The sequence below is a fragment of the Thermococcus sp. genome (assembly GCF_027012695.1).
Taxonomy (GTDB): Archaea; Methanobacteriota_B; Thermococci; order Thermococcales; family Thermococcaceae; genus Thermococcus.
On record NZ_JALUYR010000057.1, the window covers coordinates 17,845 to 42,009 of the forward strand.

Genomic DNA, 24,165 nt, shown 5'->3' on the forward strand with positions numbered 1-24,165 from the left:
CAACTTTTTCCATGCCAACGTGGAGGGACGGGAAGCTCGGACTGCCGGTGAGGGAAGCCGTCAAAATATTCCCCGAGCTGGGAAAATATCTCGACGAGCGCGGAAGGCTCGACTTCTCGAACAGAGAGGCTAGAATACTCTACAACCGGGCGATAGCTAAGGCCGTCTTCGGGCTCGATATAGAATACCACCCGCGGGGCCTCGTTACAACACCGGTCTCGCGCTACCTCTTCCTGAAGACGTTTTTGAGGGGCGGTGAAAGGGTTCTGGAGATCGGGACCGGGCATACCGCGATGATGGCCATCATGGCTGCCAAAATATTCAGCTGCGACGTTGCCGCGACTGAAATCGACGATGAGTTTTTCGAGTACGCGAGAAGGAACATCGAGAGGAATAACGCTGGAGTGAGGCTTCTCCGGAGCAACGGCGGGATAATCCGCGGTGTGGTTCCTGAGGGAGAACGCTTCGATGTAATCTTCTCCGCTCCACCCTACTACGAGGCCCCAACTAAGGGCGTTCTGACGGAGAGGGAAGGGGTTGGAGGCGGCAAATACGGCGAGGGGTTCTCGGTTAGGCTTATAGAGGAGGCGCTTGACTACCTGAACCCCAAAGGAAAGGTTGCGCTGTTCCTTCCCGACAAGGAGCCGCTGATAGATGTCATAACAAAAAGGGGGGAAGAGCTGGGCTACTCCGTTAGGGACATCCGATTCAAAGCCGGAACCCGCTGGAGGCACAGCCTGATTTTAACGCTTTAGGGACTCGGACCCGTTTCCTCATCATCTGCCGGGTTCAGTGGAGGTGCATTCTCCTCATCGTCCCCTTCAATCACTTCATGTCCTCAACGTAGAGGAAGAGGGCCTTAAGATATTCGGTATCCTTTGAGGCAAGGAGTATCGGGTGATCGGGGGACTGGGTTCTGTAGGGCTCAAGCATCTTCATGAACTTCCCGGCCTTGGCCCCCGCGGCTATGACCATGTCCTTGAAGGTCTGCAGATCAACGTGCTGGGAGCACGAGGCGGTAACTAATATTCCCCCATCCTTGACGAGCTGAAGGCCGGCATAGTTCACGTTGAAGTAGGCCCTCAATCCGCGCTTCAAATCCTTCTCGTGCTGGACGAAGGCCGGAGGATCGAGTATCACCACGTCGAACTTCTCACCGCGCTTTATCATTTCCTCCATAACCTGGAAGGCCGAGCCAACGATGTACTTCATCCTGTCCTCGACGCCGTTCAGTTTGGCGTTCTCCTTCACCATGTCGATGGCCCAGGGAGATTTATCAACGGCCACAACTTCACCGGCTCCTGCAACTGCCGCGTGAATGGCGAAGCCGCCGGTGTAGGTGAACACATCCAGAACCCTCATTCCCGGCTTGATGTACTTCTCCAGGGCGATTCTGTTCTCCCTCTGGTCGAGGAAGAAGCCTGTTTTCTGCCCGCGCATATCGACGATGAACTTGGCTTTGCCCTCCTCGATTACCGTCCGGTACTTGTCCTTGCCTAGGAGAACGCGCTCTATCTCGGGTAACCCTTCCCTCCTTCTCGATCTTCCCGTGTTCTTCTCGAAGACGGTCTCTATCTCAGGTTCCGCCTCCATTATCGCCTCTGCAACCTCCATCTTGAAGCGCTCCATTCCGACGCTCGAGATCTGGAGGGAGGCTATCTCGTTGAAGCGGTCAACTATCAATCCCGGCAGATAATCGGCCTCGCCGTAGACCATCCTGTAGGCCCTATCGTAGCCGAGCACATCCTTGCGGTAGTCGTTCGCCTTTTGTATCCTCTCGCGGAAGAGCTCCTTGTTTATCTCGGTCTCGCGATCCTTTGTTACGAGTCTGACCATTATGTTGGAGTTGGGATTCACAAAACCCCTGCCCAGGAACCTGCCACCGCGCGTGTACACTTCGACTATCCCACCGGGTTCTATTTCACCTTCGGTTCTGACCACTCCCTTCTTGAAAACTATCATCGCGCCCTTACCTATCGCCCTCGCCGCCTGGGCGTCAACTATTACCTTGGCCATCTCACCACCGTCTGGTGTTCGGCGATAGGTATATAACCCTTAGCGTTCTATACTATGCTGGTGGTTCTATGCACTTCGAGGTCGTGAAGGAGTTTCTAGAGGAAATCGGGGCAGACTGGACAGAGCTCGAGGGCGAGATTCACCTCAGGCCGGATGTGTTCTACGAGGTCTGGAAGTACATCGGCCAGCCCGAGCTCAAAACCTACGTCGTCGAGGACGAGGTCGTGGAGCCCGGCTCCTATGATCCACCCCGGATGAAGTACACCGACGTCAGGAAGGTCAAGATAAAGAAGGTCTACTTCGAGACCCTCGACGGAAAGAGGATAGTCACCGACTATTCCGGCTTCCAGAGGGTCCTCAAGGAGAGATCCGCCTAATTCCTTTCTTACCCGATTATTATCCCCAGCATGAGGACCCCCATGCAGTTCGTCCTCTTGACACCGAGGATAACCGCGAGAAGCCCCACAAGGGAGGCTCCGAGGAGGACGAGAAGGCCAGAAAAACCGTCGAAAATCAGGGAGAGAACCACCAGAAAAACCAGCACTGCGGCGTTCAGAGGACGGTAGGGGATCCCCCTCAGGAGCATCAGCACCGCCTCCGCCAGGGGCTCGCCGTACAGTGTCACCGCCAATCCGACGAAGAGCGACGCCATCACCAACGTGCCCAGACCGACCGAATGTGGATGCATGAGGGCCACGATCCCGTTTCTGACACGGCCCGTTGAGAAAAAGTTCACCAGTGAAAAGATAAAGTTGGCCGTATTGACCGAGAACACCACCGTCAGAAAGGAGCGCTCATCCCTGGAGAGGAACGACCCGATAAGAGCCGCCTGAGACGAGGTGAAAGCCGGCACCAGCGAGGCCGCCATACCGAGAACCGTTCCCAGCAGGGAGAAGAGGCCGAACCTCCAGCCCTCCATCAGGACGTCCGCCCCTCCCGGCTCCAGGGGAGGATGCGATCGCCTATGGAGTGATGTCAGAATCACCGGGATCCCGAAGAGCCCCGTGAACAGGTGGTAGAAGGGCTGGCTCAGTTCCAGCCTGAAGGTGAGGATTCCAAGGATGCCCGAGAGCAGAAAGATCGCCAGAGCATGGAGCTTCCTCATCCCCGTCTCGGTAAATATAATCATGGCCGCGAGGAAGAGAACCGCCAATCGTCCGACCGAAGGTCGGTAGAGGGGTGCCAGCCTCAGGTAGATGGGCAGCAGGGGCACCGTCATCACGATCGCCAGGAGGCTGGACCAGAGAGCGATTCTCACCACCTCCATGGCTCTGCCATCAAGAACCAACCGGTGTGCAGGCAAAACACCCAGGGCCGTTCCCTCGTCGGGAACACCCAGAAAGGCAGAGGGGACGACGTCGAGGAAAGTATGGGTCAGACCCATGGCCAGCAGAACCAAGTTGTCGCCTACCCCAAGACGGGACACGAGGGCCGCGAGCGTGTTCACGTGAATCCCGGGGAGGATGCCGCTGAGAGTTCCCCCAGCGATCCCCATCAGCAGTTCCCGGAACACAGGTCATCACCGGATTTGATTTCGAGGGCAGGCATGTTTCTATACGTGGTGAACAGACCGTACGCCGTTACGCTCCCGTTGGTTTCAATGGACGCCCCAAGGGATTTCCTGAGCTTCAGGAGAACCCAGCAGCGGTCCTGGGTAACGTTGGCGAGTCCAAACCCGTTCCGATAAATTCGAACCCATGAAACCTTCCCGGAGATCCTCGCCAGTCTTCCGGGCGAGAAGGAGCAGATGCCGTTGGGAAGATCCTCCCTCGGAACCGTTACCGTGCAGTTGAGACAGAGGAGGGACGATTTCCTCCGGAGGGCCTCGAAGCGAACTGTGTCACCGGTTCTGGCGGAAAAGCCGGCGAGCTTAAGTCCCGTGCAGTTCAACCGGAGAAAACGGCCCGTTCCCGTTACGGCACACTCGCCCGCGGCTATCTCCCCTATCCGGGCCACCTCCAGGGGTTTCACGGCAGCCCGTCCGAGAACCACGACATCGTCGGGGGAATCCACAAGGAGGGAGAGCCGGGAGTAGAACCTCGTCCTTCCAGTAACCCTGATCCTCTCCCCCGGCCGCGGCTTGATGCCGTAGGGGAGGTAGAGAACTATCTCCTCGCTTCCGTTCCATAGGATCGTCCCAGCGCCCGTGCCGATAACGGTGCCCTCGACCGTCCAGGGCATTCCATCCTCGGGGCGGGTGAGAAAACCCCTGGAAGTGGTGTTGATTGGATAAAACCTTCCCCCGTACCACAGGCCGGCCACCTCAACGAGCTCTCCCTTTCTGACCTGGAGGGGAAGGGCCAGCCTTACCCTTTCAGGGGTGAGGAGAGAATAACCGCGGGATGGCCAGTAGGCGCCGGTGATGTGATCAAGGGGAAAGGTTGGTTCCGCTTCCCCAATTGTTTCGGGCCTCATTCTCAGCCCGCGGGTGGTGTTGAGGAGAATCCCCCTAACGAGGTATACCCTCCCAATTTCAAGTGAGGCGTAAACTCCCACAGTCCTCTTCCCGTCCGTCAGAACGGAGAAGCCATCCCCGGTGCGAACGCACAGCCCGACGAAATGGCTGGAGTCCATCCTCTCGTTTCCTGTCCGGAGGAGTGCTCCCATAACCATGATGATCGCGATGATCAGTACCATAATCCTGGTTTTCCTACTGACCATATGGGAGAGTAACGCATCGGTCCTTAAAAGGTTTACTCCGGATTGGGGAAAGAACGGGTGGGGATCAGTAGAGCTCACCGCTTGGGTAAACGACGATGCCCTCCTCGGTTATCTCAAAGGGATACTTCTTCATCGAATGCTTCGTTTCGCGCATCTTCCTGATGAGAAGGTAGCGCTTCAGCTCAACCTCCCTTTCCACGAAGTCGAGGAGGATCAGACCCCTGGCTATGTACTCTTCAACGCCGTACCTGCTTATTCTACCCCTCGCGGGATCGGGGGCCTCCGTTGTGAGAATCGAGGTAACTCCCATCTCAAGGAGTATCGTGTTCAGCTGCAGGAGAACGGAGCGCACTTCCTCCTCCTTCTTAAGCCTGAAGGCTATTGAGGGTATCGAGTCAATGACGAGCCTCTTGGCGTTTAGGGCCTTGACGACGCGGTAGATGTAGCGCAGAAAGTCCTCGGTGTTGAGGTTGCCCTCGAGAACGTACTGCTCCTCCGAGGGAAGTCCAACCACTGTGCTGACACCGTCCACGATGGCTATCTTCCTTTCCCTCTCGTACTTCTCCAGGTCCCAGCCAAAGGCGAGCATTTCGCGTCTTAAATCACTGGCCCGCTCTTCGAGGGTGACTATAACGCCGGGCTCATCGTAGAGTGCCGCGCCGCTGTAAACGAACTGAACACCGAAGGTGGTCTTGCCGCTACCCGTCGGGCCCGTGACGAGAACCGTTGTCCCCCGCGGGAAGCCGCCTTCGATCAGATCATCGAAACCCTTAATCCCGCTCTTCACCCTCTCAATCCTATACACTCTGCGTCCCTCCACCATTCAAATCACCCTGGGGATCACTGTGAAATTCCGGCTCCCTCCGGATATAACATATGGAACCAGGGAAGATATAAAACTTTTGGGAAACATTGGGTTCGGATTCACCACCCCCCCGCGGAAACGTCTCAGGGGAAAGCGTTTTATTGAGATTTCCCTATCCACTGGAGGTGACGGCATGCTGGATCCTTTCGGCGAGGAAGCCCGGAGGCTTGTTGAGGAGGAGTTCGGCGGTATAACAGAGCTGCTGACGATCATCCCCTCCTACGTTAGCGAAGAAGAGGCACTCGAGAGGGTTTCTTTCGATTGGGATCACGTTCCCCGGGAACTCCTGGAGCTCGAGGACATCAAAGATCTGCTGACTTTCTACGCGCTCCTCGGTGCCCTTGCATTTTCCCCCTACGGCATCGAGATGGAGCTTGTGAGGGAGGCCAACCTGAGGGTCTACCTGGAAAGGATAAAACTGTCCCCCTCGCTGGAGGGTCTCTCCGTCCCGCTGGAGAAGGTGAAAAGAAATGAGATACCACCCCGGGACCGGGCCATACTGGAGAAGACCCATCACAGGGAGATATCCGGGGGGGAGAAGGAGAAACTTAGACTCGCCTACAGGGTTCACCTCAGCCGTTTTCTCAGCCTGTGGGACGGCTCCCTCAAGGAGGTCTACGTGAGAAAGGGATACGCCTACGTCACCAGGGATCAGGCCCTCGAACTGTGGAAGCGCTCCTTTGAGAGGAACTTTGAGAGGGCGGTAAACCTGCTCTATGAAGTCCGCGATGAATTGCCAAACTTTTACAGGAAACTCTACGAGAGGCTTGGAGAGATAGCGAGGGAGCGCTTCAGGGAGAGGCTCGAGAAGTTCGGAAGAGCGGAAGCAGGGCCTCTCCGCTTCGACCTCTTCCCGCCGTGCGTCAAGACGGCCCTCGGCGGCGTTCCGGCCGGTCTGAGGAACTACGCGATAACGGTTCTCCTCACGAGCTTCCTGAGCTACGCGCGCCTCTGTCCCAATCCGCCCAGGAGGGACGTCCGCGTTAGGGACTGCGTTGAGAGTCTGGACGTCATAGAGAGGGAGATACTCCCAGTCATCATCGAGGCCGGGAACAGATGCAAGCCGCCCCTCTTCGAGGACCAGCCGCATGAGATAAAGAACATCTGGTACCACCTCGGCTTCGGCCTCACCGACAAGCCAACGCTTGAGGACAGCGGGAATTCACCTTGGTATTTTCCACCCAACTGCTCCAAGATACGGGCCAACGCGCCGGAGCTCTGCAAGCCGGACAGAGACTGCAGGAACATCAAGAATCCCCTAACCTATTACCTCAGGAAGCTCTACCTTGAGAGCAGACGGGAGAATCAGGGGAAAGGACAGGACGAGGGTTCCGAAGGGTCGGGGGTGCGCGGGGATGAGTGAACTCTTCAGGGAGGCAACGAAGGCCGAGCGCTCCAGGTATTACAGGAAAGAATGGAGCGCGAAGAAACTGCCGAAGTTCATAGTTGAGACCCTTGAGAACAGGGAGTTCGGCTTCGATCATACCGGCGAGGGGCCGAGCGATAGGAAGAACGTCTTTCTCGACGTCCGTGACCTTGAGGACTACGTGAAGGCAACCGCCCCCTACGCGGTCTACTCATCCGTGGCCCTCTACGAGAACCCCCGCGAGATGGAGGGATGGCTTGGAGCGGAGCTTGTCTTCGACATAGACGCCAAGGACCTGCCGCTGAGAAGATGCCAGGACCTCCACGAACACGGAAAGGTGTGCCCCATCTGTCTTGAGGATGCAAAGGAACTCGCGAGGGACACGCTTATTGTTCTCAAGGAGGACTTTGACGTTGAGAGGGTTCACGTTGTTTATTCGGGCAGGGGGTACCACATCAGGGTTCTCGACGACTGGGCGATGGCCCTCGATGGAAAGGCGAGGGAAAGGGTTCTCTCCTACATCAGTGCCGCGGAGGAGATAACCTTCGAGGACATACGGAGCAGAAGGATAATGCTCTCCTCCGGCTACTATCGGGTCTTCCGCCTGCGCTTCGGATACTTCATAAAGAGGGCCAACGCGAACCATCTCCTCAACATTGGACTCAACAAATCCCGGGTGGAAAGGCTCCTGGAGAACCGGGAAGAGATATACGAGAACTTCGTCAGAAAGGGCCTCCTGACGGCCTTTCCCCAGGGGATAGGGTACAGGAGCCTCACGAAGCTCTTCGCACTTTCAAGCACCTTCTCAAAGGCCTACTTCGACGGCAGGGTTACGGTTGATGTGAAGAGGATCCTCCGCCTGCCGTCGAGCTTACACTCAAAGGTCGGCCTCGTGACGACCTACATCGGGCAGGATGAGAGAAAGCTCGAGCGCTTCGACCCCCTCCGGGATGCGGTTCCGGAGTTCCGGAGAAAAGAGGTTGAGGAGGCTTACAAAAAATGGCGCGAGGAGTACGGGGATGAATGGTAAGGTCAAAATAGCAAGTGCGATGCTCATCTGGGGAAGCGTCGGAATCTTCGCGCGATTCTCGGGGCTTTCCGGGACGGGTGTGGCCTTCGCAAGGGTTTCTCTCGGGTTTCTCCTTCTTCTTGCTGTAGTCGGGCTTTTTGACCGGGAGAGTCTGGATGAAATCCCGGGACTGATAAGGGAAAGGTGGAAGCCCCTCCTGGGCCTTGGCACCGCTTTGGCCCTCAACTGGGCGTTTCTCTTCACAGCCTTCAATTACACGAGCATAGCGAACGCGGTCCTCGTCTATTACACCGCCCCAATACTGGCAACCCTCATCTCCTGGCGCTTCCTGGGGGAGAGAATCTCGGGTAAAAGGTGGGCGCTCATAGGGCTGGCCTTCCTCGGGCTGGCGCTGATAATAGGCGGTCAGAAGCTCAGTCTCGACGACAGGGATTTCGTTGGTGTAATCCTGGCCTTCATTGCTGCCCTCTTCTACGCGCTGATTCCAAACTTTGGCAGGTTCCTTCGGGACGTTGATGGAAAGCTTCTAACGCTCCTCCAGCTTGGAATAGCGTCCCTTGTTCTCCTTCCCTTCGTGGTAGTCCAGAAAACAGGAGAACCTGTTTGGTGGGCCATCCTGGTTTTGGTGGTGGTTCACACCGTCCTCGCGCTCTTCCTCTACATGGATGGTCTTAAAACGGTGGAGGTGAACGAGGCCGCTCTACTCAGCTATCTGGATCCGCTTAGTGCAGTGGTTTATGCCTTCCTGGTCTTCGGCGAGGTTCCCGGGGCAACCACGGCAATCGGGGGTGCTCTCATACTCCTCGCTTCCGCTTTGGACGTTCTGAGAAGGTGAGGCGAGGGGGTCGTAGCCCGCCTTCTGTATCAAGGGGACATTCGACTGAGCGGCCTACCACGGGGCTCGCACCGGGAACTCATCGCCCCTCCCTCGGCCTTGCACCCCGCGGGACGGCCGTTTCACCGCATCCTCCGGGATAGTCTGCGGGTTAACTCGGGGACTCTCGCGAGCCCCTTCGCGCGCGTCATCCACATCCCCCGGAGGCCGTGTCGTTTCTGCGCCGTTGCCCTCCCTCTCGGGAGGTGCCTTGCGGCACCGCGGCCCCGGTGAGGTGGGCGGAACTTCCTCGGGAGTGCCCCGGGAGTCCCCGACCCCCTCGCCGGATGTAGGTTATACTGAGAATAATAAAAACCTTTGGCTACTTTCTGGGGAGTTCCCCCCTCTCCCTGAAGTGAGGGCGTCTGGGCCTCCTGAACCTGCCCAGTGGAGAACGGCGCTTTGGCTTGGGGCGAACACGCTTTTTCCGGGTTTTTCTCTGTTCGCGGAGGTAGTACCACGCCCCCACCGCCAAGATCAGGAAGACCGCAAGGACGAGGACCATCCAGTGCCCCCTGGAACCGCTGCCGCCTGCGGTCGTGGTGGTCTCTGGTGTGCTCGTTGTGGAGGGCGTGGTCGTTGTGGAACCTGTCGTGGTGGGTGGGGCCGGCGGTTCTACGTAGAGATGGCCACTTATTGAACTGCTCTCACCCTCCGCCAGCAGGGAAAACTCGTAGTAGATCGTCTTTCCCGCGGGTACCTGGAATTTCACGGTAACCTCACTGATTCCGGGGGGTATGGACTGCTTTACCGAGTCCCTGTACAGGACGCCCTCATCGGTGGATATGCGGTAGGAGAGCACGCCCTCAACGGGCACGTCGGCGGGGTTCTCTATCAGAACCCGGAAGGTAACCTCGTTGTCGCCTGTTCTCTCGTAGGAGACGCCCTTGAGAATCGGAGGTGCCAGGACCCTGTAGGTCACCCTGCCCTCGCCCACGACCCTGTTCCCATAGGTAAGCCCGAGCACCGCGGTGATGTTGCCCGAGACGTTGGTGGGGAGCCGAACCTCGATCACGTTGGTTCCCCCAGTGATGTGAACCGGTTCCACGGTCTTTGATACTAGGGTTCCGTTTCTGTAGGCCCGCACAGTCAGGTTGAGGTCTATCACCCTTTCCGAGAGGAGCGTAAGATAGGCGGTGTTTTCCTCGTTGATCTTTACCTCCTCGGACTTCAGGGATACCCCAACAAGCGTTACCCCGAACTTGACCTGAAAGTCCCGGGAGTAGGTGTACTCGCCGTCGGAGTACCGGATCCTGTAATCCACCCGGTAGACCCCCTCAGGGAGGTCGTATCCCACCGGCACCTCAAACCTCACCAGGTTGTCCCCAGGAATAAAGGTCAGGTTTCGATCCTCGTGGAAGTAAGCCCTCCCCTTCCCGATGAGTGAGACGCTTCCAAGGGCCCGTATCGGGAAATGGCCCAGGTTGATAACGTGGGAGACAACGACTATCCTTTCCCCGTTGAGAACATAGGAGGAACCGGGCCTGCTCGGAACGTAGGCCTCGGCCGCCCTGAAAACAAGGGGTTCGGGTATAACATGGAGGGGAACCTTCGTAACCAGGATGTACATGGTATTGTCCCCCGTAACGGCCCAGAACCGAAGGTAGAGGGTGTAGTTCCCGCCCGAAACGTTGGACGGACAGGTCAGGTTATAGGACATGGAATAAACTCTCCCAGGGTTCCAGTTGCCGAAAACCCTCGGGAAAGCCTCGAATCGGAAGCCCTCAACGACCCTTCCCCCGCTGTCTTCGACCCAGAACTTCTGAAGGCTTACAACCTTGTAGGTGTATCCACCCTCGTTCTTCAAACTTAGCTCTCCCGTGGCATAATCACCCCTAACCACGGTTATCTCGTCCCTGGTCACGAGGTGCTCGAACTGGGCGGATGCAGGGGGCACAGAGGAGATCACCAGCAACAGCAGAACCAGAAACACCACCGTCTTCCTCATCCGTTCTCACCACAGCCCATTGTACTGCTTCCAATATAAACCTACTCCCCGATGGCCAGTACGAGGACCCCTACTACCATCAACCCCAGGGCAAGGCCCATTGAGAGCAGATAAAGACCCCTTCTGGAGACGTGGGGCCGTATAATGAGGACGAGAACAGCAAGCATCAGGCCATAGATGATTGCAAATACCCCAAGGGCGACTCTGACCTGAATCCCTGCCAGAAGAAGTATTCCGAGCACCGCCCCGGCCAGCACGGTGACGTGGGGAACCGTGAAGGCCAGGTAATCCCTCAACACCCTGGTTTCCTCGTCCATATTCATCACTCCGGAACGAATGCGTATGTTGTTGTCGTTGGGAGGGCCCTCCTAATCCTCGGGAGCAGGTACCTGGGGTACAGCCCCTCGTCCCTCTCATCCAGGGGGTCGTATGTTCCGAGAACCTTCTCGATGACCTTAACCTCGACCCTTCCACGAACCCTGAAGTAGCCCCTGTGGAGGGTGCTTATCTCGAGGACTATGGGAACCTTCAGGCGATCGGCTTCATCTTCCTCCAGCAGACTCGCCAGGTATTCGAGTTCGGAGCGTCTGAAGTGGTGATAACTCCCGTTCCGCAGCCTGACCCTCGGCTCGTCGGACCGGAGCAGTTCGGAGAGCGCCGGCCTGATGGCGGGGAGGTGAAGGTTTATCCCCGCGATTTCCCGCATCAAAAGATCCTCCACACCTTGCATGATCCTCAATGCGGACACCACCCCAAAAGCTTTGTTTGACTTTTAGACGCTAATCTAATAGCCTCTAGCCCCAAACTTTGACTTATATCTGTCAAATTCAAATTTTACCGGCTATCCTCCGGTGTGAGCGATGAGCGAGCCCCCGATGATGAACGCCGCGCCGATGAGCTGCTCCACCGTTAGCCTCTCCCCAAACAATATGAAGGCCAGAACTATCGCAACCACGGGTTCAACGGTCGCTATTATACTGGCCCTGCTCACCTCAACTTTCCTCAGCGCGTGGTTGTAGAGGACATAGCCGAGAAAGGTCGGAAAGAGAGCCAGAGCGAGGAGGTAGGGAAGGGCCCCCCTCGGAACGCTGAAGTCCGCGAAGGGGAGCAGGAACATCAGGCCGAACAGGAGGGTGTAAAAGAGGGCCTTCTCCGGCTCCTCCCTTCTGACCGCAAACTTTCCGAGGACACCGTAGAGGGCGTAGGTGAAGCCGGTCAGCAGGCCGAAGACGAGCGCCCGGGTTGAAAAGCCTCCCCCCGTCCCGTTGACGAGGACAACGCCGGCCATCACGAGGAAGAGGGAGAGCAGTTTTCCTGGGGTGAGCCGCTCCCCGAAAAGAATCCTACCCAGGATCATCGAATAAACCGGAGCTGTGTAGAGGAGCAAAACCGCGAAGGAAACCGATGATATCGTGACGGTATAGAAGTAGAGGCTGTAAAAGAGGAAAACGCTGAAGAACCCGTAGAGGGCGTAGAACTTCAGTCTGGAGCGCTCGATGGGGAAACCGATGCCCCTGAGCCTGAGGTACGCAGACAGAAGGGCGACTGCAAAGAAAACCCTGTAAAACACCATCGTGAACGTATCCAAACCAAAGCCGTCCAAGTATTTGGCGAATATCCCCAGGGTTCCCCACATGCTCGCGGCAAGAAAAACGAAGAGGTAGTCCCTTCCCATCGACTCACCTCAGAATTCAGGACCCGTGGGGAGCCTTCTCTTGTGCTCGCTCCTTCTGACGAGGTCCTGAACGTATTCTACCTTTTCAACCGGAACGCCAAGTTCCTCCGCGATTCTCTCCTTCGGCATCCTGAGGTCGACGAGCCTCCACAGTATCTCGTCCAGCAGGCGGTAGCTTATTCCCAGCTCGTCCTCGTCGGTCTGACCCTCCCAGAGGCCGGCAGTGGGTTTCTTCTCGATTATCCTCCCGGGGACGCCGAGGAGCCTGGCTATTTCCCACACTTCCGTCTTGTAGAGGTTTATGAGCGGCGCGTAGTCGCTGGCGCCGTCGCCCCACTTGGTGAAGTAGCCGGTGAGGAACTCGCTCCTGTTGCTCGTTCCGAGCACGAGCCTGTTAAGCTGATTGGCGTGGGCGTAGAGTAGAACCATCCTCGTTCTGGCCATGATGTTGCCGAGGGAGCGCTTATCCGGTTGAAAGCCAAGCTGGGCAACGAAGGAATCGACGATTGGCTTTATGTCTATCTCCCTGCACGCAATCCCCAGGGATGAACAGACCAGCCTGGCGTCATCAACGTCACCCTTCTCGTAGTAGGGCATTATCAGGCCCAGAACTTTCTCATTTCCGAGAGCTTTAACCGCAAGATGGGCCGTGGTGGCGCTGTCTATTCCACCGCTTATCCCGATGACAACGCCGTCAGCACCCGCTTCATCAACCTTCTCCCGGATGAAGGCAGTTATCCTCTCAATCGCGGCGTGGTAGTCGAGCTTCCTCATCTCCTTCCCTCCCTAACATCCCTCAGGAACTGGGTGTAGCCGATGAAGGACAGCACAATACCGACCAGCATGATAACGAAGGCCACCATCGAGTAGATGGCGTAGGGGTAATCAACTGCCCTGGCATCGTAACTGTAGTTGACCTCACCGTGGAAAACGTAGATAACCGGGCGCATCGAGGGATGCAGGGTTATCGACTCGTTGATGAGGGTGTAGTTCCACATCTCGTTTCCCTGGAGGAGGGAGAAGGTCGCGTTGTTGGATGAGAGCGTAAGCGTTCTGTTGTGGTAGAGGTACTCGTTTTCGAAACGGTCGTCCCCGAGGTAGTGCATTCCCTCCCCGAGGGTTCCAGAAGAGGAGTAGTGCCTGTCGACCCGGTAAAGCCCGGCGATCGCTATAAGAAGTGCTATCAGGAGCATCAGAATGCCCGCCCGGAGAACCGGGTACGAGAGCGCGTCCCTGAGGGTTCCCATCGGCATCACCAAACTAAAAGAAAAGGAGGGTCAGTACTTGCCCACGAGGTGGCACTCGGCCCAGTGGTTGTGTTCATATTCGATGAGCTGAGGCTGTTCGACGTCACAGAGTCCCTTCTGGGCGTAAATGCACCTCGGGTGGAAGCGACATCCTGGGGGAATGTCAACGGCGTTGGGGACCTCACCCTTGATAGGCAGCTCTTTGATGATGTTCCTCCTCTCAGGCTTGGGCTCTGGAACCGCAGCGAGCAGGGCTCTTGTGTACGGGTGGAGCGGGTTGTCTATGACCTTCTCGACCGGACCCATCTCAACTATCCTTCCGAGGTACATCACCGCCATCCAGTCCGCGAAATACCTGGCCGTTGACATATCGTGGGTGATGTAGAGGTAGGTGACGCCCATCTTCTCCTTCAGTTCCTTCATCAGCTCCAGGATCTCGGCCCTTATCGAGACGTCGAGCATCGAGACCGGCTCGTCGGCGACGATGAATGTGGGGTTCAGGATGAGGGCCCTGGCTATGGCCACACGCTGCCTCTGACCACCGGAGAGCATGTGCGGGAATCTGCCGACGTACTCCTCGGGCGGGGTTATCTTGACCATTTCAAGGGCCTTGTAGATGAGTTCCTCGCGCTCGGCCTTGGTCTCACCTATACCGTGGATGAGCAGCGGCTCCTCCAGTATGTCAAAGATCCTGAAGCGCGGGTTCATGGAGCTGAAAGGGTCCTGGAATATTATCTGAACGCGCCTGCGGTAGGCGAGAATCTCCTCCTTGCTCCTGATGTGGGTGACGTCCCTGCCCTCCAGGTAGATCTTGCCGTCGGTCGGTTCGAGGAGCTTGACTATGAGCTTGCCCGTGGTTGACTTACCGCAGCCGCTCTCACCTACGAGCGCGAAGACCTGCTGCTTGTATATCTCGAAACTGATGCCGTCAACCGCGTGCACCATTTTCTGGGGAACTCCCCTGAGGGTGTCTATGAGACTCCTCTTAATCGGGAAGTACTTCTTCAGGTTTTCAACCTTGAGTATCGGCTCGGCCATTTCTCACACCTCACAGCAGCCAGCATGCGGCGTAGTGGTCCTTATCAATCTCCTTCAGCTCGGGCTCCTGTTCCCTGCAGACCTGCATGACGTATGGGCACCTCGGGTGGAAGCGGCATCCCTTCGGCGGGTTGATCAGGTTGGGTGGCTGACCCGGGATGAACTCGAGCCTGTCAATGTCCTCGTGGAGCCTCGGTATCGCCGCGAGCAGCTTCTGTGTGTAGGGATGGGCAGGCTCGTAGTAGATCTTCTCGCTGTCGCCTATCTCGATGATTTTTCCGGCGTACATGATGGCAACACGGTCGCTGATCTCGGCGAGGATGCTCAGGTCGTGGGTGATGAATATCATCGAAAGGCCGAGCTCCTTCTTTAGCTTCTTCAGGAGGTTGATGATCTGGGCCTGGACGACGACGTCCAAAGCAGTAGTCGGCTCGTCCGCTATGACCACCTCCGGCTCGAGGAGAAGGGCGGTCGCTATGATGACGCGCTGCTTCATACCGCCGGAGAGCTCGTGGGGATAGCGGTAAACTATCTCCGGATCGAGGCCAACGAGTTCGAGGTACTTCTGGGCCCTGTCTATCGCCTCGTCCTTGCTCATTCCCTTGTGGAGGATGAGGGGCTCGACCATCTGGTAGCCGACGGTGTAGACGGGGTTGAGGGCGTTCATGGCCCCCTGGAAGATCATCGAGATCTTCTGCCAGCGGATCTCCTTTCTGAGAACATCCTCCGGAAGGCCAACTATCTCCCGCCCGTCAATCTTGATGCTGCCGCTGACTATCTTGCCGGGGGGAGTGGGCATGCCAAGGAGAGTAAAGCCGAGGGAGGACTTACCGCAGCCGCTCTCCCCGGCAAGTCCAAGCACCTCACCCTTTCTGAGGTTGAAGGTGACGTTGTCCACGGCCTTGACGACACCCTTCGAGGTGAAGTAATACATCTTGAGATCCTTAACTTCGAGCACGTTTTTTGCCATTCGTACCACCTCACAGCCTCCTGAGCCTCGGGTTGAGTATCTTGTCAAGGGCCGTTCCTATGAGAACGAAGGTCAGACCGACGACCGCTATTCCAAGCCCGGGCGGGAGGACCCACCACCAGTAGCCCTTGGTCGTCGCCGACTGAGCCTGGGCCGCGTTGAGTATCTGACCCCACGTTACCGCGCTCGGATCGCCGATACCGAGGAAGCTCAGGGAAGCCTCTGCTATAACGGCTCCAGGAACGCTGAGGGCTATGACCGCGAAGGCATACGGCAGCAGCTGCGGGAGTATGTGCTTGAAGATTATCCTTCCGTTGCTGGCCCCCAGGGCCTTGGCGGCCTCGATGTAGGTCTGCTCCTTGATCTGGAGGGCCATACTCCTGGCAATCCTGGCTATTCCCATCCACCCGAAGATAACGAGCAGTGCAACTATGAACCACAGCGTAACCTTTCCAACCGTAGCACCAATGAGGATGAGTATCGGCAGGCTCGGTATCGAGGCGAAGATCTCGTTGATACGCATGAGCAGTTCGTCCGTGTTGCCACCGAGGTAGGCGCTCGTAACACCGTACACGAGGCCTATTATCGTGCTCAGGACCGACACGAGTATGCCTATCGTGAGGGAGACCCTGCTTCCCCAGATTATTCCGGCCCAGAGGTCCCTGCCGAGGTAGTCGGTGCCCATCGTTCCATAGACCCTGCCGAGGAAGGTCACCTTCATGTTGCTGTAGTCAACCTGGTTGTACTTGGGAGCGGGGTTCTTGACGTCGAGCACGAGCTTGTAAGTGCCCCACAGAGGCTCGGGATTCTCTATTATCTTCTCAACATCCATACCCGGCTCAACCTTGGCGAACATCGGGGCTACCATGTCGCTGATGAGTATGGTCTGGAGGGGCACCTCAAAGGGAGTTATCTCCCTGCCCTCCGTGACGTTGACGAGCCAGATGTAGACGTTGGTCGAGACCGTGCTGTCCCTTCCGATGGATATGGTGGTGCTCGAGGTGAGGGGCTTGTTCTTGAGGAGCGGTATCCTCTTTCCATCGGGCCGGAGGAGGTATATGTCCATGGTCGGCGCCTGGGATGGAGCGTTTAGGGTCACGTTGAGGCCCCTTATGATTATGCCCTGCGGTCCCTTGTAATATCCCTTGGGAAAGTCGTAGTCGGCCTCTATTATGGTCTCAGTGTCACTGGGATGGTTTATCTTTAGGTCATCAACGTAGTAGACCCTCTGGGGAACTAGCTTGTGGGAGGTGAACATATTGTACCAGTTGGGGGGAACGTTCTTGGGGTTGTCCTCCCAGTAGGCCGAGCTCCTCCACTTTTCGGGAAGATCCGGCATCGTGGTGTATGGAGCTGTAAGCGCTACCAGTACGAGGAGGACAAGGAGGAGAACACCGGCTATGCCGGTCTTCTCACGCTTGAACTCGGCGAGGAACTCCTTAAATCCTTCCTTGATATCGACCCATCTCATCGTGAATCACCTCACATCTTGGCGGAAGCACCGACCTTGACACGCGGGTCGAGGAATCCGTAGACCATGTCCGCGAGGACAACTCCCGCCAGGTAGAGCACCGTGAAGAAGTACGTGAGTCCTATCAGGAGGTTGGTCTCGTTCTGCTGAAGTGCAACCCAGTAGAGCCTGCCCATTCCTGGGTAGTTAAAGACGAGCTCACTGATGATGGCACCGCCGAGTGAACCCAGGAGGGCGAAGATGATCATGGTGACTATCGGAGGAGCTGCAGCACGGAGGGCGTGGCCGTAGATGATCTTCCTCTCGGGGACACCCTTGGCCCTCGCCGCCATGATGAAGTCCTCCTGGAGGGTGCCGATCATGATGTTCCTGGTCGTCCAGGCCCAGCCGCCGAAGACGACGAAGACGTAGGTGAAGACGGGAAGGGCGAGCTTCTTGATAACGTCCTTGACGTGCTCCCAGCCGGTCAGCTGTGGGTCGAACATCGAGCTCAGCGGGAACCAGCCGAGCTTGTAGGCGAAGATCAGGAGAAACATCATTCCCGTCCACCACATCGGCAGGCTGTAGGTCAGGAGCGCAAAAATCGACAGGCTTCTGTCAAAGAGACTGCCGGCGTGTCTGGCCGCCCTGACACCGAGATATATACCGAGTATGATAACTATTACCGTTGCCGTGGTGAAGAGCAGTATACTCCTGGGAACGGCAACCTTGATGATCTCCGCAACGTCGTTGGTTCCGAAGATCGGCATGCTGGTCGTCCCAAAATCCAGTTTTAAGGTACGTATCGCCTTACGATAAACCTTCTGCCAGTAGGGGATGTTGAGCTCGTACTTCTCCTCCAGGGCCTTCTGCTTCGCGGCCTTGGCCTGTTCAAAGGCTTCCAAACCCTGGCTCTGCTTGATTTTAGCACCCTCGGTTCTTTCCCACTGCATCAACTCCTCATACATCTTCGAGCGGTTGCTCTCCTCGGCAACTTTAACGAAGAGCGCCGAGATTATAAAGGTCACTATCAGCAGCACAAGGATTGCGTTCGCAATTCTAAACAGCAGGTACTTGAGATACCCCATCTTTCCACCCCCAAGTATACCGATTGGGTTTGACGTATCTTTTTCAGCATTGTAAAACTGACTTTATATATCTTACTGCATCGATGTACACATTTTGAGCACGTGAGCAGAAGAGTCGGTCAGGGTCAAAGGGCAGACTTCAAAACCGGAAAAAGAGAGGAAAGAACGAAATCACTTCTTCATGAAGTACCAGGCGGCCGCGGCGATGATGATTATCACCAGGCCGATCACGACGTAGGTGGTCGTGTTGCCGCCCTCTCCACCGCTCGGGGTGGTGCTGGGTGCGGTCGTCGGGCTGCTGGTGGTCGGACTGCTGCTCGGCTGGCTGGTGGTGGGGGTCTTGGTTATGTCCTCCCAGGTAAGGCCCGAGATCTTCAGCATGACCTTGGCGAGGTCGTCGGTGTGCTCCTTGGTGAGGAGGTCGAGCCAGAGGACTCCCTCCGAGCCGCTGCTGAAGGAGTAGGTCTTGTCAATGCCGTACTCCTTGGCGTTGGCGACGAGCTCACCCATGGCCCAGTAGAGCTCCCACGGGAGCTGCGGGTAGAAGACGTAGAACCCTGCGGTCATGTCGTCGGCGAGCGGGTGCTCGTAGGTTCCGTAGGCGATGTAGCCGTCGTCGGTGAACTTCCAGCCGAGGATGTTGGAGAGGGCTGCAGCAGTTCCACCGAGGCTCTCGTCGTAGTACGGGTCGTCGGCACCGTCCTTGTAGGCCCAGGTGTAGAGGAACGCGATGTAGTACTTCAGGTCGTCGATGTTGCCCTTAACGCCGTTGTGCCACTCACCGAAGTCGCAGGTGATCTTGATCTTAACGACTGCGTCCTTGCCCTTGTTCGCCGGTATCCAGCCCTGGGTCTGGTTGTAGATAACCGCATCGTCCGGAACGGTGAAGTGACCGCGCTCGAGGTCCCACTTGCACCTGTACGGGCTGACTATACCATCAAAGTTCGTGGAGGATCCGTAGTCCCTGACAAGGTTCCAGACGCGGGTGCTGTAAACGTCGTTGAGACCGCCGACCGGGTTGAAGGCGCTCATGAACATGGCACCGGTTGAGGCGAACTGGGCGATCTTAAGGTGCTTGTCCGGGGTCTCGGCCGTCATGATGCTCCAGCGCTGGCCGATACCGGTGCTCGGGTCGGCAACGATCTTGATGACCCTCTCCTTGTTGGCCGGGTAGAACTCCCAGGTCTCGATGAGGAACACCCTGGCGCTCTCAAGGACACCGATGAGCATGCTGATCTTCTGGAGGTCCCAGTACTGGCCCTCGGTGGTTATCTTGATCGGCTCCTCGGGGACGAGGTCCGGGTGAAGGTGCGGGGTTCCCTCGATGGACTTCCTGTCAATGGTGAAGTAGGTCAACAGGTAAGTGAGCTCCTCCTCGGTCCACTTGAGCATCGGGCCGAGGCTGTCGGCGCTCTTGTAGTAAGTGGTCTCGATCTTCTGCAGACCGGCGTCAACGTTGCCGTTGCCTATGTACTTGAGGGCGTCCTCAACGGTGACGGTGTTAACGTGCTTCGGCTCAACGGCGCCGGGCACGTAGCCGTACCAGGCGGCGTAGAACCAGGCGGTGTAGTCGTCAATCCAGACGCTTGGGATACCGCCGGCACCCCATCCGCCGGTGTAGATGTTCCACTCGTAGTTGCTCGGCGGCTTGGCGAAGACTACCTGACCTGCCTTCTTCCTGTCCCACTCGAGCCTGTCAACCTTGAAGCCAACCTTCTTCTCAAGGAGGTCTGCGACGTAGAGACCGATCTCGTGCCTCTCGTCCTCTATACGGATGATGAACTTGACCTCAACCGGCTGGTCGTCGAAGTACCAGAAGCCGTCGGCCTTCTTCTCGAGCTTGTGGCCGTACTTGGCGACCTCCTTCGCGGCATCGTCCATGGCCTTGGCGATGAGCTTGAGGGCAAACTCCTCGTTGCCGGCACCGGTTATACTAAGGGCATTGTAAACCGGAACGAAGTACTTGTTGGCCGGGTGGCTGGGCCTGATGCAGCCGAGCATTGGGGCGCCACTACCCTGGTAGATGTTCTGAACGATGTAATCCCTGCTTATGAGGAAGTTCATAGCGAACCTGACCTGCCTGATGGCGAAGGGGTTGAAGTAGACCTTGTCGCCGACGGTAACGATCGGAGCGTCCTTGTCAGGGTCGTGGTAGGTGTTGAAGGTCAGCTCGTTGTAGGAGCTGGCGCTCTTGTAGAGGTTGAGCTTCTCAAGGACGTCGCTTCCCAGACCCTGGTACTTTCCGGCCGGGAAGGAGAACATTCCAAGGTCGTACTCGCCCTTGGCGATCTGGAGGATGACGTTCTCGGGGTTCTGGACACCCTGGTACTCGATGACATCGGCGTGACCTTCCCTCGGGAGGGTATCGGTGAAGACCTTCCTCGGACCGTTGAACTTCTCAAGCTTGAGGTAGAGGTTCTCCGGGGAGTACATGACGAGCATGTACGGACCGTTGCTGATGGCCATGTGGCCGTATTTGAGGTACCACCGGAGGTCGGCCTTGAAGCGGGCCTTTGCCTCATCGCTCTTCAGTGGTATGTCCTTAGGCTGGTAGTCCGCCGCACTGACGGGGTGGATGGCAAACAAACTAAACAGCATCACACCCATTATAAACAATCCCAAAGCCTTCTTCATATCCTTCTGCCTCCTTTCATTTTTTGGCAGCCTTGCCCTATGTGGGGTACAATGGCATGGGATTATACATTGAAAGCCTATTTAAGGGTTACGTTCCTGTGAAAGTAACCCGCGGAAAAAAAGCACGTACATTGAGAACTACCAGAATGAACTGCTCAAGAAGATAAAAACCCATATTGCTTCGTGTTTGGGGCTTGTTTTTAATAAAAACACCACAACAACACTAAGAACCCAGAAACGAGTTGTCAAAATTGTGTAGAAACTCGAAAAAATCGTTGGCGGGCATTTTTAATAGGACAGCCATCCCTGTTGAATCAAAAAACTTAAAATATGCGCCGGTTAAGACCCGCGCGGGTACTATGTACGACCTCGTTCTAAAAGGAAAGTTCCTAACGGGTAGGAAACTGATGGAAGGCAGCGTAGGGATTTCCGATGGTAAGATCGCGCGGCTGTCCACTGGCGAGCTCAAGGGCGAAGAGGTCGTTGAAATCGAAAGGGAAAGGATAATCCTCCCCGGGCTCATGGACACCCATGTTCACATCAGGGATTTTGAACAGACCGACAAGGAAACTGTCGAGAGCGGAACGAAGGCAGCCCTCCACGGGGGAATAACCGCGGTCTTTGACATGCCAAACACGAAGCCGCCGGTGATTGACAGGAAAACCTTCGAGCGGAGGGTCAAGCTCTTCGAGGGAAGATCATACACCGATTACGCGCTCGGTTTTCTCCTGAAGGATAACTGCAGAGAAGCGGGGAAAGTCAACGCGGACTTCTACAAGATCTTCATGGGTGCTTCAACGGGAGGAATCTTCTCGGCAAACTTCGAGTCAGACTACTCCTGCTCCCCCGGGATCGTTAGTGTCCACGCCGAAGATGCTGAGGTTGTATCAAAAGATCCTGAGAGGCCCCCGGAGGCTGAGATTAGGGCCATACGGCGCGCCCTCCTGGCTTCAAAGAGGCTGGGAAAACCTTTAAACATCTGCCACGTTTCCACGGCGGACGGAGTGGGGGCCATTCTGAATTCGGGTCTGCCATGGGTTAGCTTTGAAGTCACGCCACATCATCTGTTCCTCACAAAGAGAGACTACGAGAGGAATCCACTCCTCAAGGTCTATCCTCCTCTGAGAAGCGAAGAGGACAGAAAAGCCCTCTGGAAAAACTTCTCAGAGATTCCAATAATAGCGAGCGATCACGCGCCGCATACGCTTGAAGACAAGGAAGAAGGTGCAGCCGGTATCCCCGGGCTGGAAACAGAGGTGGCGCTTCTCCTCGATGCCGTCAACAGGGGCATCATAACTATCTTTGATATAGTGGAGAAGATGCACGACAACCCCCTGAGGACCTTCGGGATTGGGGGGCGCGGGGTTGAAGTGAGTGGAGAGGCTACCTTTACGGTCGTGGACCTCGGGAGGGAGTGGACCGTAAAGCCCGAGGAGTTCTACACCAAAGCCAAATGGAGTCCCTGGGAAGGAAAAAAGCTCCGGGGGAAGGTCGTGATAACGGTTCTCCGGGGTGAGGTAGTGATGGAAGATGATGAAATCGTCGGAAAACCGGAGGGGGTCCGTCTGAATGTACAGGGTGGTTGAGATCCTAGAAGAGTGGGACGTTGCGAAGGACGTTAAGGCCTTCAGGTTCGATGGGCGGTTTGATTTCGAGGCGGGTCAGTTCGCGATGATCTGGATTCCCGGTGTGGGAGAAAAACCCTTCAGCCTGGCCTGGAAAGACATCATAGTTGTTAAGCGCGTTGGTCCCTTTACCTCAAGGCTCTTCGATCTTGAACCCGGCGATAGCCTGTGGCTCCGCGGACCCTACGGCAGGGGATTCACCCCGAGGGGAAAAAGAGTAGCCCTCGTTGCCGGTGGGATAGGGATACCCCCACTCTACGCCCTGGCCAGAGCCTACCGGGAGAAATTTGAATGGGTGACCCTAATCTACGGCGCCCGCTCGAAGGAGGAGCTTGCCCTTATGGACATCGAGAACTACGTCGATGAAGTTGTAATCACAACGGACGACGGCTCCGCGGGACGGAAGGGCTTCCCGACGGAAGTCCTGGCGGAGAGGAAGGACAGGTTTGATGGGGTCTACGCCTGCGGCCCGGAGCCGATGCTGAAGGCGGCCCTCCGGGTGATGGACTATAGAAACGTCCAGATATCGGCGGAGCGCTACATGAAGTGCGGAATAGGCGTCTGTGGAAGCTGCAACCTCGGCAAATACCTCGTCTGCAGGGACGGGCCGGTTTTCGATGGTTTCCAGCTGAGGGGACTTCTCTGACCAACGACCTTTTTAAACCCCTTTTCTCAGCCCCGGTTGGTGGGATAATGAAGGGGATGAGCTGGGAGGAGTTCGCGAGAAGCATGGGCGTCGAGCCCCGGATTCTGGAAAACAGGGAGGCGAGACTTTTAAAGAAGTTCGTGATGGATCTGAAGTTCCCGACCCACTGTCAGGGCTGTCAGGGGTTGGATTTAAGCAACCCGAATCCAGTCCACCACCCGAGCTACGAGTTAACCCCAGCGTGCAACCACGACTGCATTTTCTGCTACTCCAATGTGGCGGTAAAGCTCGGAAAAGCTCCAAAACCGGGCTACTACGGCTGGGAAGAGCCCTATGCGATAACCGTCTCCCAGTACGGCGAGCCTTTGTTAAGTCCTCGCATAGTTGAGGTCAACGGGATGCTCCGGGAGAGGTTTCCAAAGGCGAGGCTCGACCTCCAGACCAACGGCTCGCTTTTGACCGAGGAGCTGTGGGAGAAGCTCGACTTCGACCTCGTGATGATAAGCCTCGATGCGGCAAGCAGGGAGAAGCATCTAAAGATCACAAACGCCGACACTTTCGATGCAGTTGTTAACGCCCTCCGCATAGTCGGAAGCGATGAGAGCGTTCGCTCCGCGGTCAGAACGATATTCATGCCCGGGATAAACGATGAAGACATTCCAAGGATAGCCGAGCTTGCCGCTTCACTCGGGGTAGATGAGATGATGCTTCAACCTTTAACCATCCACGAACTCAACGTCGAGAGGCTTAAGAAAGCGGGCCTCGACTTTGATAGGGCCGAGAGCGTGAGGGAGTTCCTGAAGGCCGCGATGGAAGCTAAAAAGCACATTGATGTGAGGATAAGCGGCTGCCAGCTGGCCGTTTACAGGACGATGGACCCGCTGACGCTCTTCAGCGCGAGGAGAGTCGCGAGGGACGTCGCGCCGGCGATGAAGAGGGACAGGAACCCAACTTAGTGCTCAACCATCCACGTCGCTGGGCCCGGGGTCAGGAGAAGCGTTAAATATTCCTTTTTCCAATCTTTGCAGCCGG

Annotated in this window: 23 protein-coding genes and 1 other RNA gene; 8 read left to right on the plus strand and 16 right to left on the minus strand. The window is 56.6% G+C overall.

Annotated features, from left to right (window positions below; all coding sequences use genetic code 11):
• Window positions 1-11: 11 nt before the first annotated feature.
• Window positions 12-755 carry an RlmF-related methyltransferase gene (locus MV985_RS04815; protein ID WP_297463736.1) on the plus strand — a complete coding sequence of 248 codons (744 nt, stop codon included), beginning with the start codon at window positions 12-14 and terminating at the stop codon, window positions 753-755.
• A gap of 70 nt (window positions 756-825) precedes the next feature.
• Here MV985_RS04815 and MV985_RS04820 read toward each other — a convergent pair whose 3' ends face one another.
• On the minus strand, window positions 826-2,016 hold the full coding sequence (locus tag MV985_RS04820) for a class I SAM-dependent rRNA methyltransferase (protein ID WP_297463739.1): 1,191 nt from the start codon (window positions 2,014-2,016) through the stop codon (window positions 826-828).
• A gap of 68 nt (window positions 2,017-2,084) precedes the next feature.
• On the opposite strand from MV985_RS04820, the gene MV985_RS04825 reads away from it, so the two are divergent.
• Window positions 2,085-2,393, plus strand: coding sequence for a DUF5748 family protein (locus MV985_RS04825; protein WP_297463741.1), 309 nt, complete (start codon window positions 2,085-2,087; stop codon window positions 2,391-2,393).
• Window positions 2,394-2,401: 8 nt separating this feature from the next.
• Here MV985_RS04825 and MV985_RS04830 read toward each other — a convergent pair whose 3' ends face one another.
• The 3 genes from MV985_RS04830 to MV985_RS04840 form a co-directional block, all read right to left on the minus strand.
• A complete protein-coding gene (locus MV985_RS04830; RefSeq protein WP_297463743.1) occupies window positions 2,402-3,529 on the minus strand; it encodes a tripartite tricarboxylate transporter permease in 1,128 nt (375 codons plus the stop codon).
• Window positions 3,511-4,677 carry a hypothetical protein gene (locus tag MV985_RS04835; RefSeq protein WP_297463745.1) on the minus strand — a complete coding sequence of 389 codons (1,167 nt, stop codon included), beginning with the start codon at window positions 4,675-4,677 and terminating at the stop codon, window positions 3,511-3,513. Before MV985_RS04835 ends, MV985_RS04830 begins: the two co-directional genes overlap by 19 nt.
• A gap of 64 nt (window positions 4,678-4,741) precedes the next feature.
• A complete protein-coding gene (locus MV985_RS04840; RefSeq protein WP_297463746.1) occupies window positions 4,742-5,500 on the minus strand; it encodes an ATPase domain-containing protein in 759 nt (252 codons plus the stop codon).
• A 175-nt stretch (window positions 5,501-5,675) separates the two neighbouring features.
• Between MV985_RS04840 and priL the strand changes: the two genes are divergently transcribed.
• Genes priL through MV985_RS04855 form a run of 3 tightly spaced genes read left to right on the plus strand, consistent with a single transcriptional unit; the run spans window position 5,676 to window position 8,773 of the window.
• The gene (gene priL / locus MV985_RS04845; RefSeq protein WP_297463747.1) at window positions 5,676-6,905 is read left to right on the plus strand and encodes a DNA primase large subunit PriL; all 1,230 of its coding nucleotides are present in this window, start codon (window positions 5,676-5,678) and stop codon (window positions 6,903-6,905) included.
• Window positions 6,898-7,938 carry a DNA primase catalytic subunit PriS gene (priS, locus tag MV985_RS04850; protein ID WP_297463749.1) on the plus strand — a complete coding sequence of 347 codons (1,041 nt, stop codon included), beginning with the start codon at window positions 6,898-6,900 and terminating at the stop codon, window positions 7,936-7,938. The genes priL and priS overlap by 8 nt, the downstream gene beginning before the upstream one ends.
• Entirely contained in the window at window positions 7,928-8,773 is an 846-nt protein-coding gene (locus MV985_RS04855; protein ID WP_297463751.1) for an EamA family transporter, read from the plus strand. The genes priS and MV985_RS04855 overlap by 11 nt, the downstream gene beginning before the upstream one ends.
• 1 nt (window position 8,774) lies before the next feature.
• On the opposite strand, the gene rnpB is transcribed toward MV985_RS04855, so the two are convergent.
• From rnpB to MV985_RS04915, 12 genes are all read right to left on the minus strand, one after another.
• Window positions 8,775-9,096, minus strand: an RNA gene (rnpB, locus tag MV985_RS04860) — RNase P RNA component.
• A gap of 38 nt (window positions 9,097-9,134) precedes the next feature.
• Window positions 9,135-10,760: a hypothetical protein gene (locus tag MV985_RS04865; protein ID WP_297463753.1), complete on the minus strand. Its 1,626-nt coding sequence runs from the start codon at window positions 10,758-10,760 to the stop codon at window positions 9,135-9,137.
• Window positions 10,761-10,801: 41 nt separating this feature from the next.
• The gene (locus MV985_RS04870; RefSeq protein WP_297463755.1) at window positions 10,802-11,077 is read right to left on the minus strand and encodes a hypothetical protein; all 276 of its coding nucleotides are present in this window, start codon (window positions 11,075-11,077) and stop codon (window positions 10,802-10,804) included.
• Between the two features lie 5 nt (window positions 11,078-11,082).
• Complete coding sequence (locus MV985_RS04875; protein ID WP_297463843.1) at window positions 11,083-11,490, minus strand: DUF61 family protein; 408 nt, start codon at window positions 11,488-11,490, stop codon at window positions 11,083-11,085.
• A 111-nt stretch (window positions 11,491-11,601) separates the two neighbouring features.
• A complete protein-coding gene (locus MV985_RS04880) occupies window positions 11,602-12,435 on the minus strand; it encodes an EamA family transporter (RefSeq protein WP_297463757.1) in 834 nt (277 codons plus the stop codon).
• Between the two features lie 9 nt (window positions 12,436-12,444).
• Window positions 12,445-13,209 carry an NAD+ synthase gene (locus tag MV985_RS04885; RefSeq protein ID WP_297463759.1) on the minus strand — a complete coding sequence of 255 codons (765 nt, stop codon included), beginning with the start codon at window positions 13,207-13,209 and terminating at the stop codon, window positions 12,445-12,447.
• Window positions 13,206-13,688 (minus strand): hypothetical protein, encoded by a 483-nt coding sequence (locus tag MV985_RS04890; protein WP_297463761.1) that lies wholly within the window; start codon window positions 13,686-13,688, stop codon window positions 13,206-13,208. The genes MV985_RS04885 and MV985_RS04890 overlap by 4 nt, the downstream gene beginning before the upstream one ends.
• Before the next feature lie 24 nt (window positions 13,689-13,712).
• Complete coding sequence (locus MV985_RS04895; protein WP_297463763.1) at window positions 13,713-14,720, minus strand: ABC transporter ATP-binding protein; 1,008 nt, start codon at window positions 14,718-14,720, stop codon at window positions 13,713-13,715.
• Between the two features lie 10 nt (window positions 14,721-14,730).
• Entirely contained in the window at window positions 14,731-15,690 is a 960-nt protein-coding gene (locus MV985_RS04900) for an ABC transporter ATP-binding protein (protein WP_297463765.1), read from the minus strand.
• Window positions 15,691-15,700: 10 nt separating this feature from the next.
• Window positions 15,701-17,161, minus strand: coding sequence for an ABC transporter permease (locus MV985_RS04905; protein WP_297463767.1), 1,461 nt, complete (start codon window positions 17,159-17,161; stop codon window positions 15,701-15,703).
• An 11-nt stretch (window positions 17,162-17,172) separates the two neighbouring features.
• The gene (locus MV985_RS04910; RefSeq protein ID WP_297463770.1) at window positions 17,173-18,228 is read right to left on the minus strand and encodes an ABC transporter permease; all 1,056 of its coding nucleotides are present in this window, start codon (window positions 18,226-18,228) and stop codon (window positions 17,173-17,175) included.
• Window positions 18,229-18,399: 171 nt separating this feature from the next.
• Window positions 18,400-20,862, minus strand: a complete 2,463-nt coding sequence (locus MV985_RS04915) for an ABC transporter substrate-binding protein (protein WP_297463772.1) — start codon at window positions 20,860-20,862, stop codon at window positions 18,400-18,402.
• 359 nt (window positions 20,863-21,221) lie between these two features.
• On the opposite strand from MV985_RS04915, the gene MV985_RS04920 reads away from it, so the two are divergent.
• The 3 genes from MV985_RS04920 to MV985_RS04930 are packed head-to-tail and all read left to right on the plus strand — an operon-like array spanning window position 21,222 to window position 24,089.
• A complete protein-coding gene (locus MV985_RS04920; protein WP_297463774.1) occupies window positions 21,222-22,448 on the plus strand; it encodes a dihydroorotase in 1,227 nt (408 codons plus the stop codon).
• Window positions 22,432-23,133, plus strand: coding sequence for a dihydroorotate dehydrogenase electron transfer subunit (locus tag MV985_RS04925; protein ID WP_297463776.1), 702 nt, complete (start codon window positions 22,432-22,434; stop codon window positions 23,131-23,133). Before MV985_RS04920 ends, MV985_RS04925 begins: the two co-directional genes overlap by 17 nt.
• A 47-nt stretch (window positions 23,134-23,180) precedes the next feature.
• Entirely contained in the window at window positions 23,181-24,089 is a 909-nt protein-coding gene (locus MV985_RS04930) for a radical SAM protein (RefSeq protein WP_297463778.1), read from the plus strand.
• Window positions 24,090-24,165 lie beyond the last annotated feature (76 nt).

Excerpts from the sequence above, each read along its gene's own strand:
- MV985_RS04815 (WP_297463736.1), top strand. The coding sequence starts at position 12 with ATGCCAACGTGGAGGGACGGGAAGCTCGGACTGCCGGTGAGGGAAGCC.
- MV985_RS04820 (WP_297463739.1), bottom strand. The coding sequence starts at position 2,016 with ATGGCCAAGGTAATAGTTGACGCCCAGGCGGCGAGGGCGATAGGTAAG.
- MV985_RS04825 (WP_297463741.1), top strand. The coding sequence starts at position 2,085 with ATGCACTTCGAGGTCGTGAAGGAGTTTCTAGAGGAAATCGGGGCAGAC.
- MV985_RS04835 (WP_297463745.1), bottom strand. The coding sequence starts at position 4,677 with ATGGTCAGTAGGAAAACCAGGATTATGGTACTGATCATCGCGATCATC.
- MV985_RS04840 (WP_297463746.1), bottom strand. The coding sequence starts at position 5,500 with ATGGTGGAGGGACGCAGAGTGTATAGGATTGAGAGGGTGAAGAGCGGG.
- priL (WP_297463747.1), top strand. The coding sequence starts at position 5,676 with ATGCTGGATCCTTTCGGCGAGGAAGCCCGGAGGCTTGTTGAGGAGGAG.
- priS (WP_297463749.1), top strand. The coding sequence starts at position 6,898 with ATGAGTGAACTCTTCAGGGAGGCAACGAAGGCCGAGCGCTCCAGGTAT.
- MV985_RS04855 (WP_297463751.1), top strand. The coding sequence starts at position 7,928 with ATGAATGGTAAGGTCAAAATAGCAAGTGCGATGCTCATCTGGGGAAGC.
- MV985_RS04865 (WP_297463753.1), bottom strand. The coding sequence starts at position 10,760 with ATGAGGAAGACGGTGGTGTTTCTGGTTCTGCTGTTGCTGGTGATCTCC.
- MV985_RS04870 (WP_297463755.1), bottom strand. The coding sequence starts at position 11,077 with ATGGACGAGGAAACCAGGGTGTTGAGGGATTACCTGGCCTTCACGGTT.
- MV985_RS04875 (WP_297463843.1), bottom strand. The coding sequence starts at position 11,490 with ATGCAAGGTGTGGAGGATCTTTTGATGCGGGAAATCGCGGGGATAAAC.
- MV985_RS04880 (WP_297463757.1), bottom strand. The coding sequence starts at position 12,435 with ATGGGAAGGGACTACCTCTTCGTTTTTCTTGCCGCGAGCATGTGGGGA.
- MV985_RS04885 (WP_297463759.1), bottom strand. The coding sequence starts at position 13,209 with ATGAGGAAGCTCGACTACCACGCCGCGATTGAGAGGATAACTGCCTTC.
- MV985_RS04890 (WP_297463761.1), bottom strand. The coding sequence starts at position 13,688 with ATGCCGATGGGAACCCTCAGGGACGCGCTCTCGTACCCGGTTCTCCGG.
- MV985_RS04895 (WP_297463763.1), bottom strand. The coding sequence starts at position 14,720 with ATGGCCGAGCCGATACTCAAGGTTGAAAACCTGAAGAAGTACTTCCCG.
- MV985_RS04900 (WP_297463765.1), bottom strand. The coding sequence starts at position 15,690 with ATGGCAAAAAACGTGCTCGAAGTTAAGGATCTCAAGATGTATTACTTC.
- MV985_RS04905 (WP_297463767.1), bottom strand. The coding sequence starts at position 17,161 with ATGAGATGGGTCGATATCAAGGAAGGATTTAAGGAGTTCCTCGCCGAG.
- MV985_RS04910 (WP_297463770.1), bottom strand. The coding sequence starts at position 18,228 with ATGGGGTATCTCAAGTACCTGCTGTTTAGAATTGCGAACGCAATCCTT.
- MV985_RS04915 (WP_297463772.1), bottom strand. The coding sequence starts at position 20,862 with ATGAAGAAGGCTTTGGGATTGTTTATAATGGGTGTGATGCTGTTTAGT.
- MV985_RS04920 (WP_297463774.1), top strand. The coding sequence starts at position 21,222 with ATGTACGACCTCGTTCTAAAAGGAAAGTTCCTAACGGGTAGGAAACTG.
- MV985_RS04925 (WP_297463776.1), top strand. The coding sequence starts at position 22,432 with ATGTACAGGGTGGTTGAGATCCTAGAAGAGTGGGACGTTGCGAAGGAC.
- MV985_RS04930 (WP_297463778.1), top strand. The coding sequence starts at position 23,181 with ATGAAGGGGATGAGCTGGGAGGAGTTCGCGAGAAGCATGGGCGTCGAG.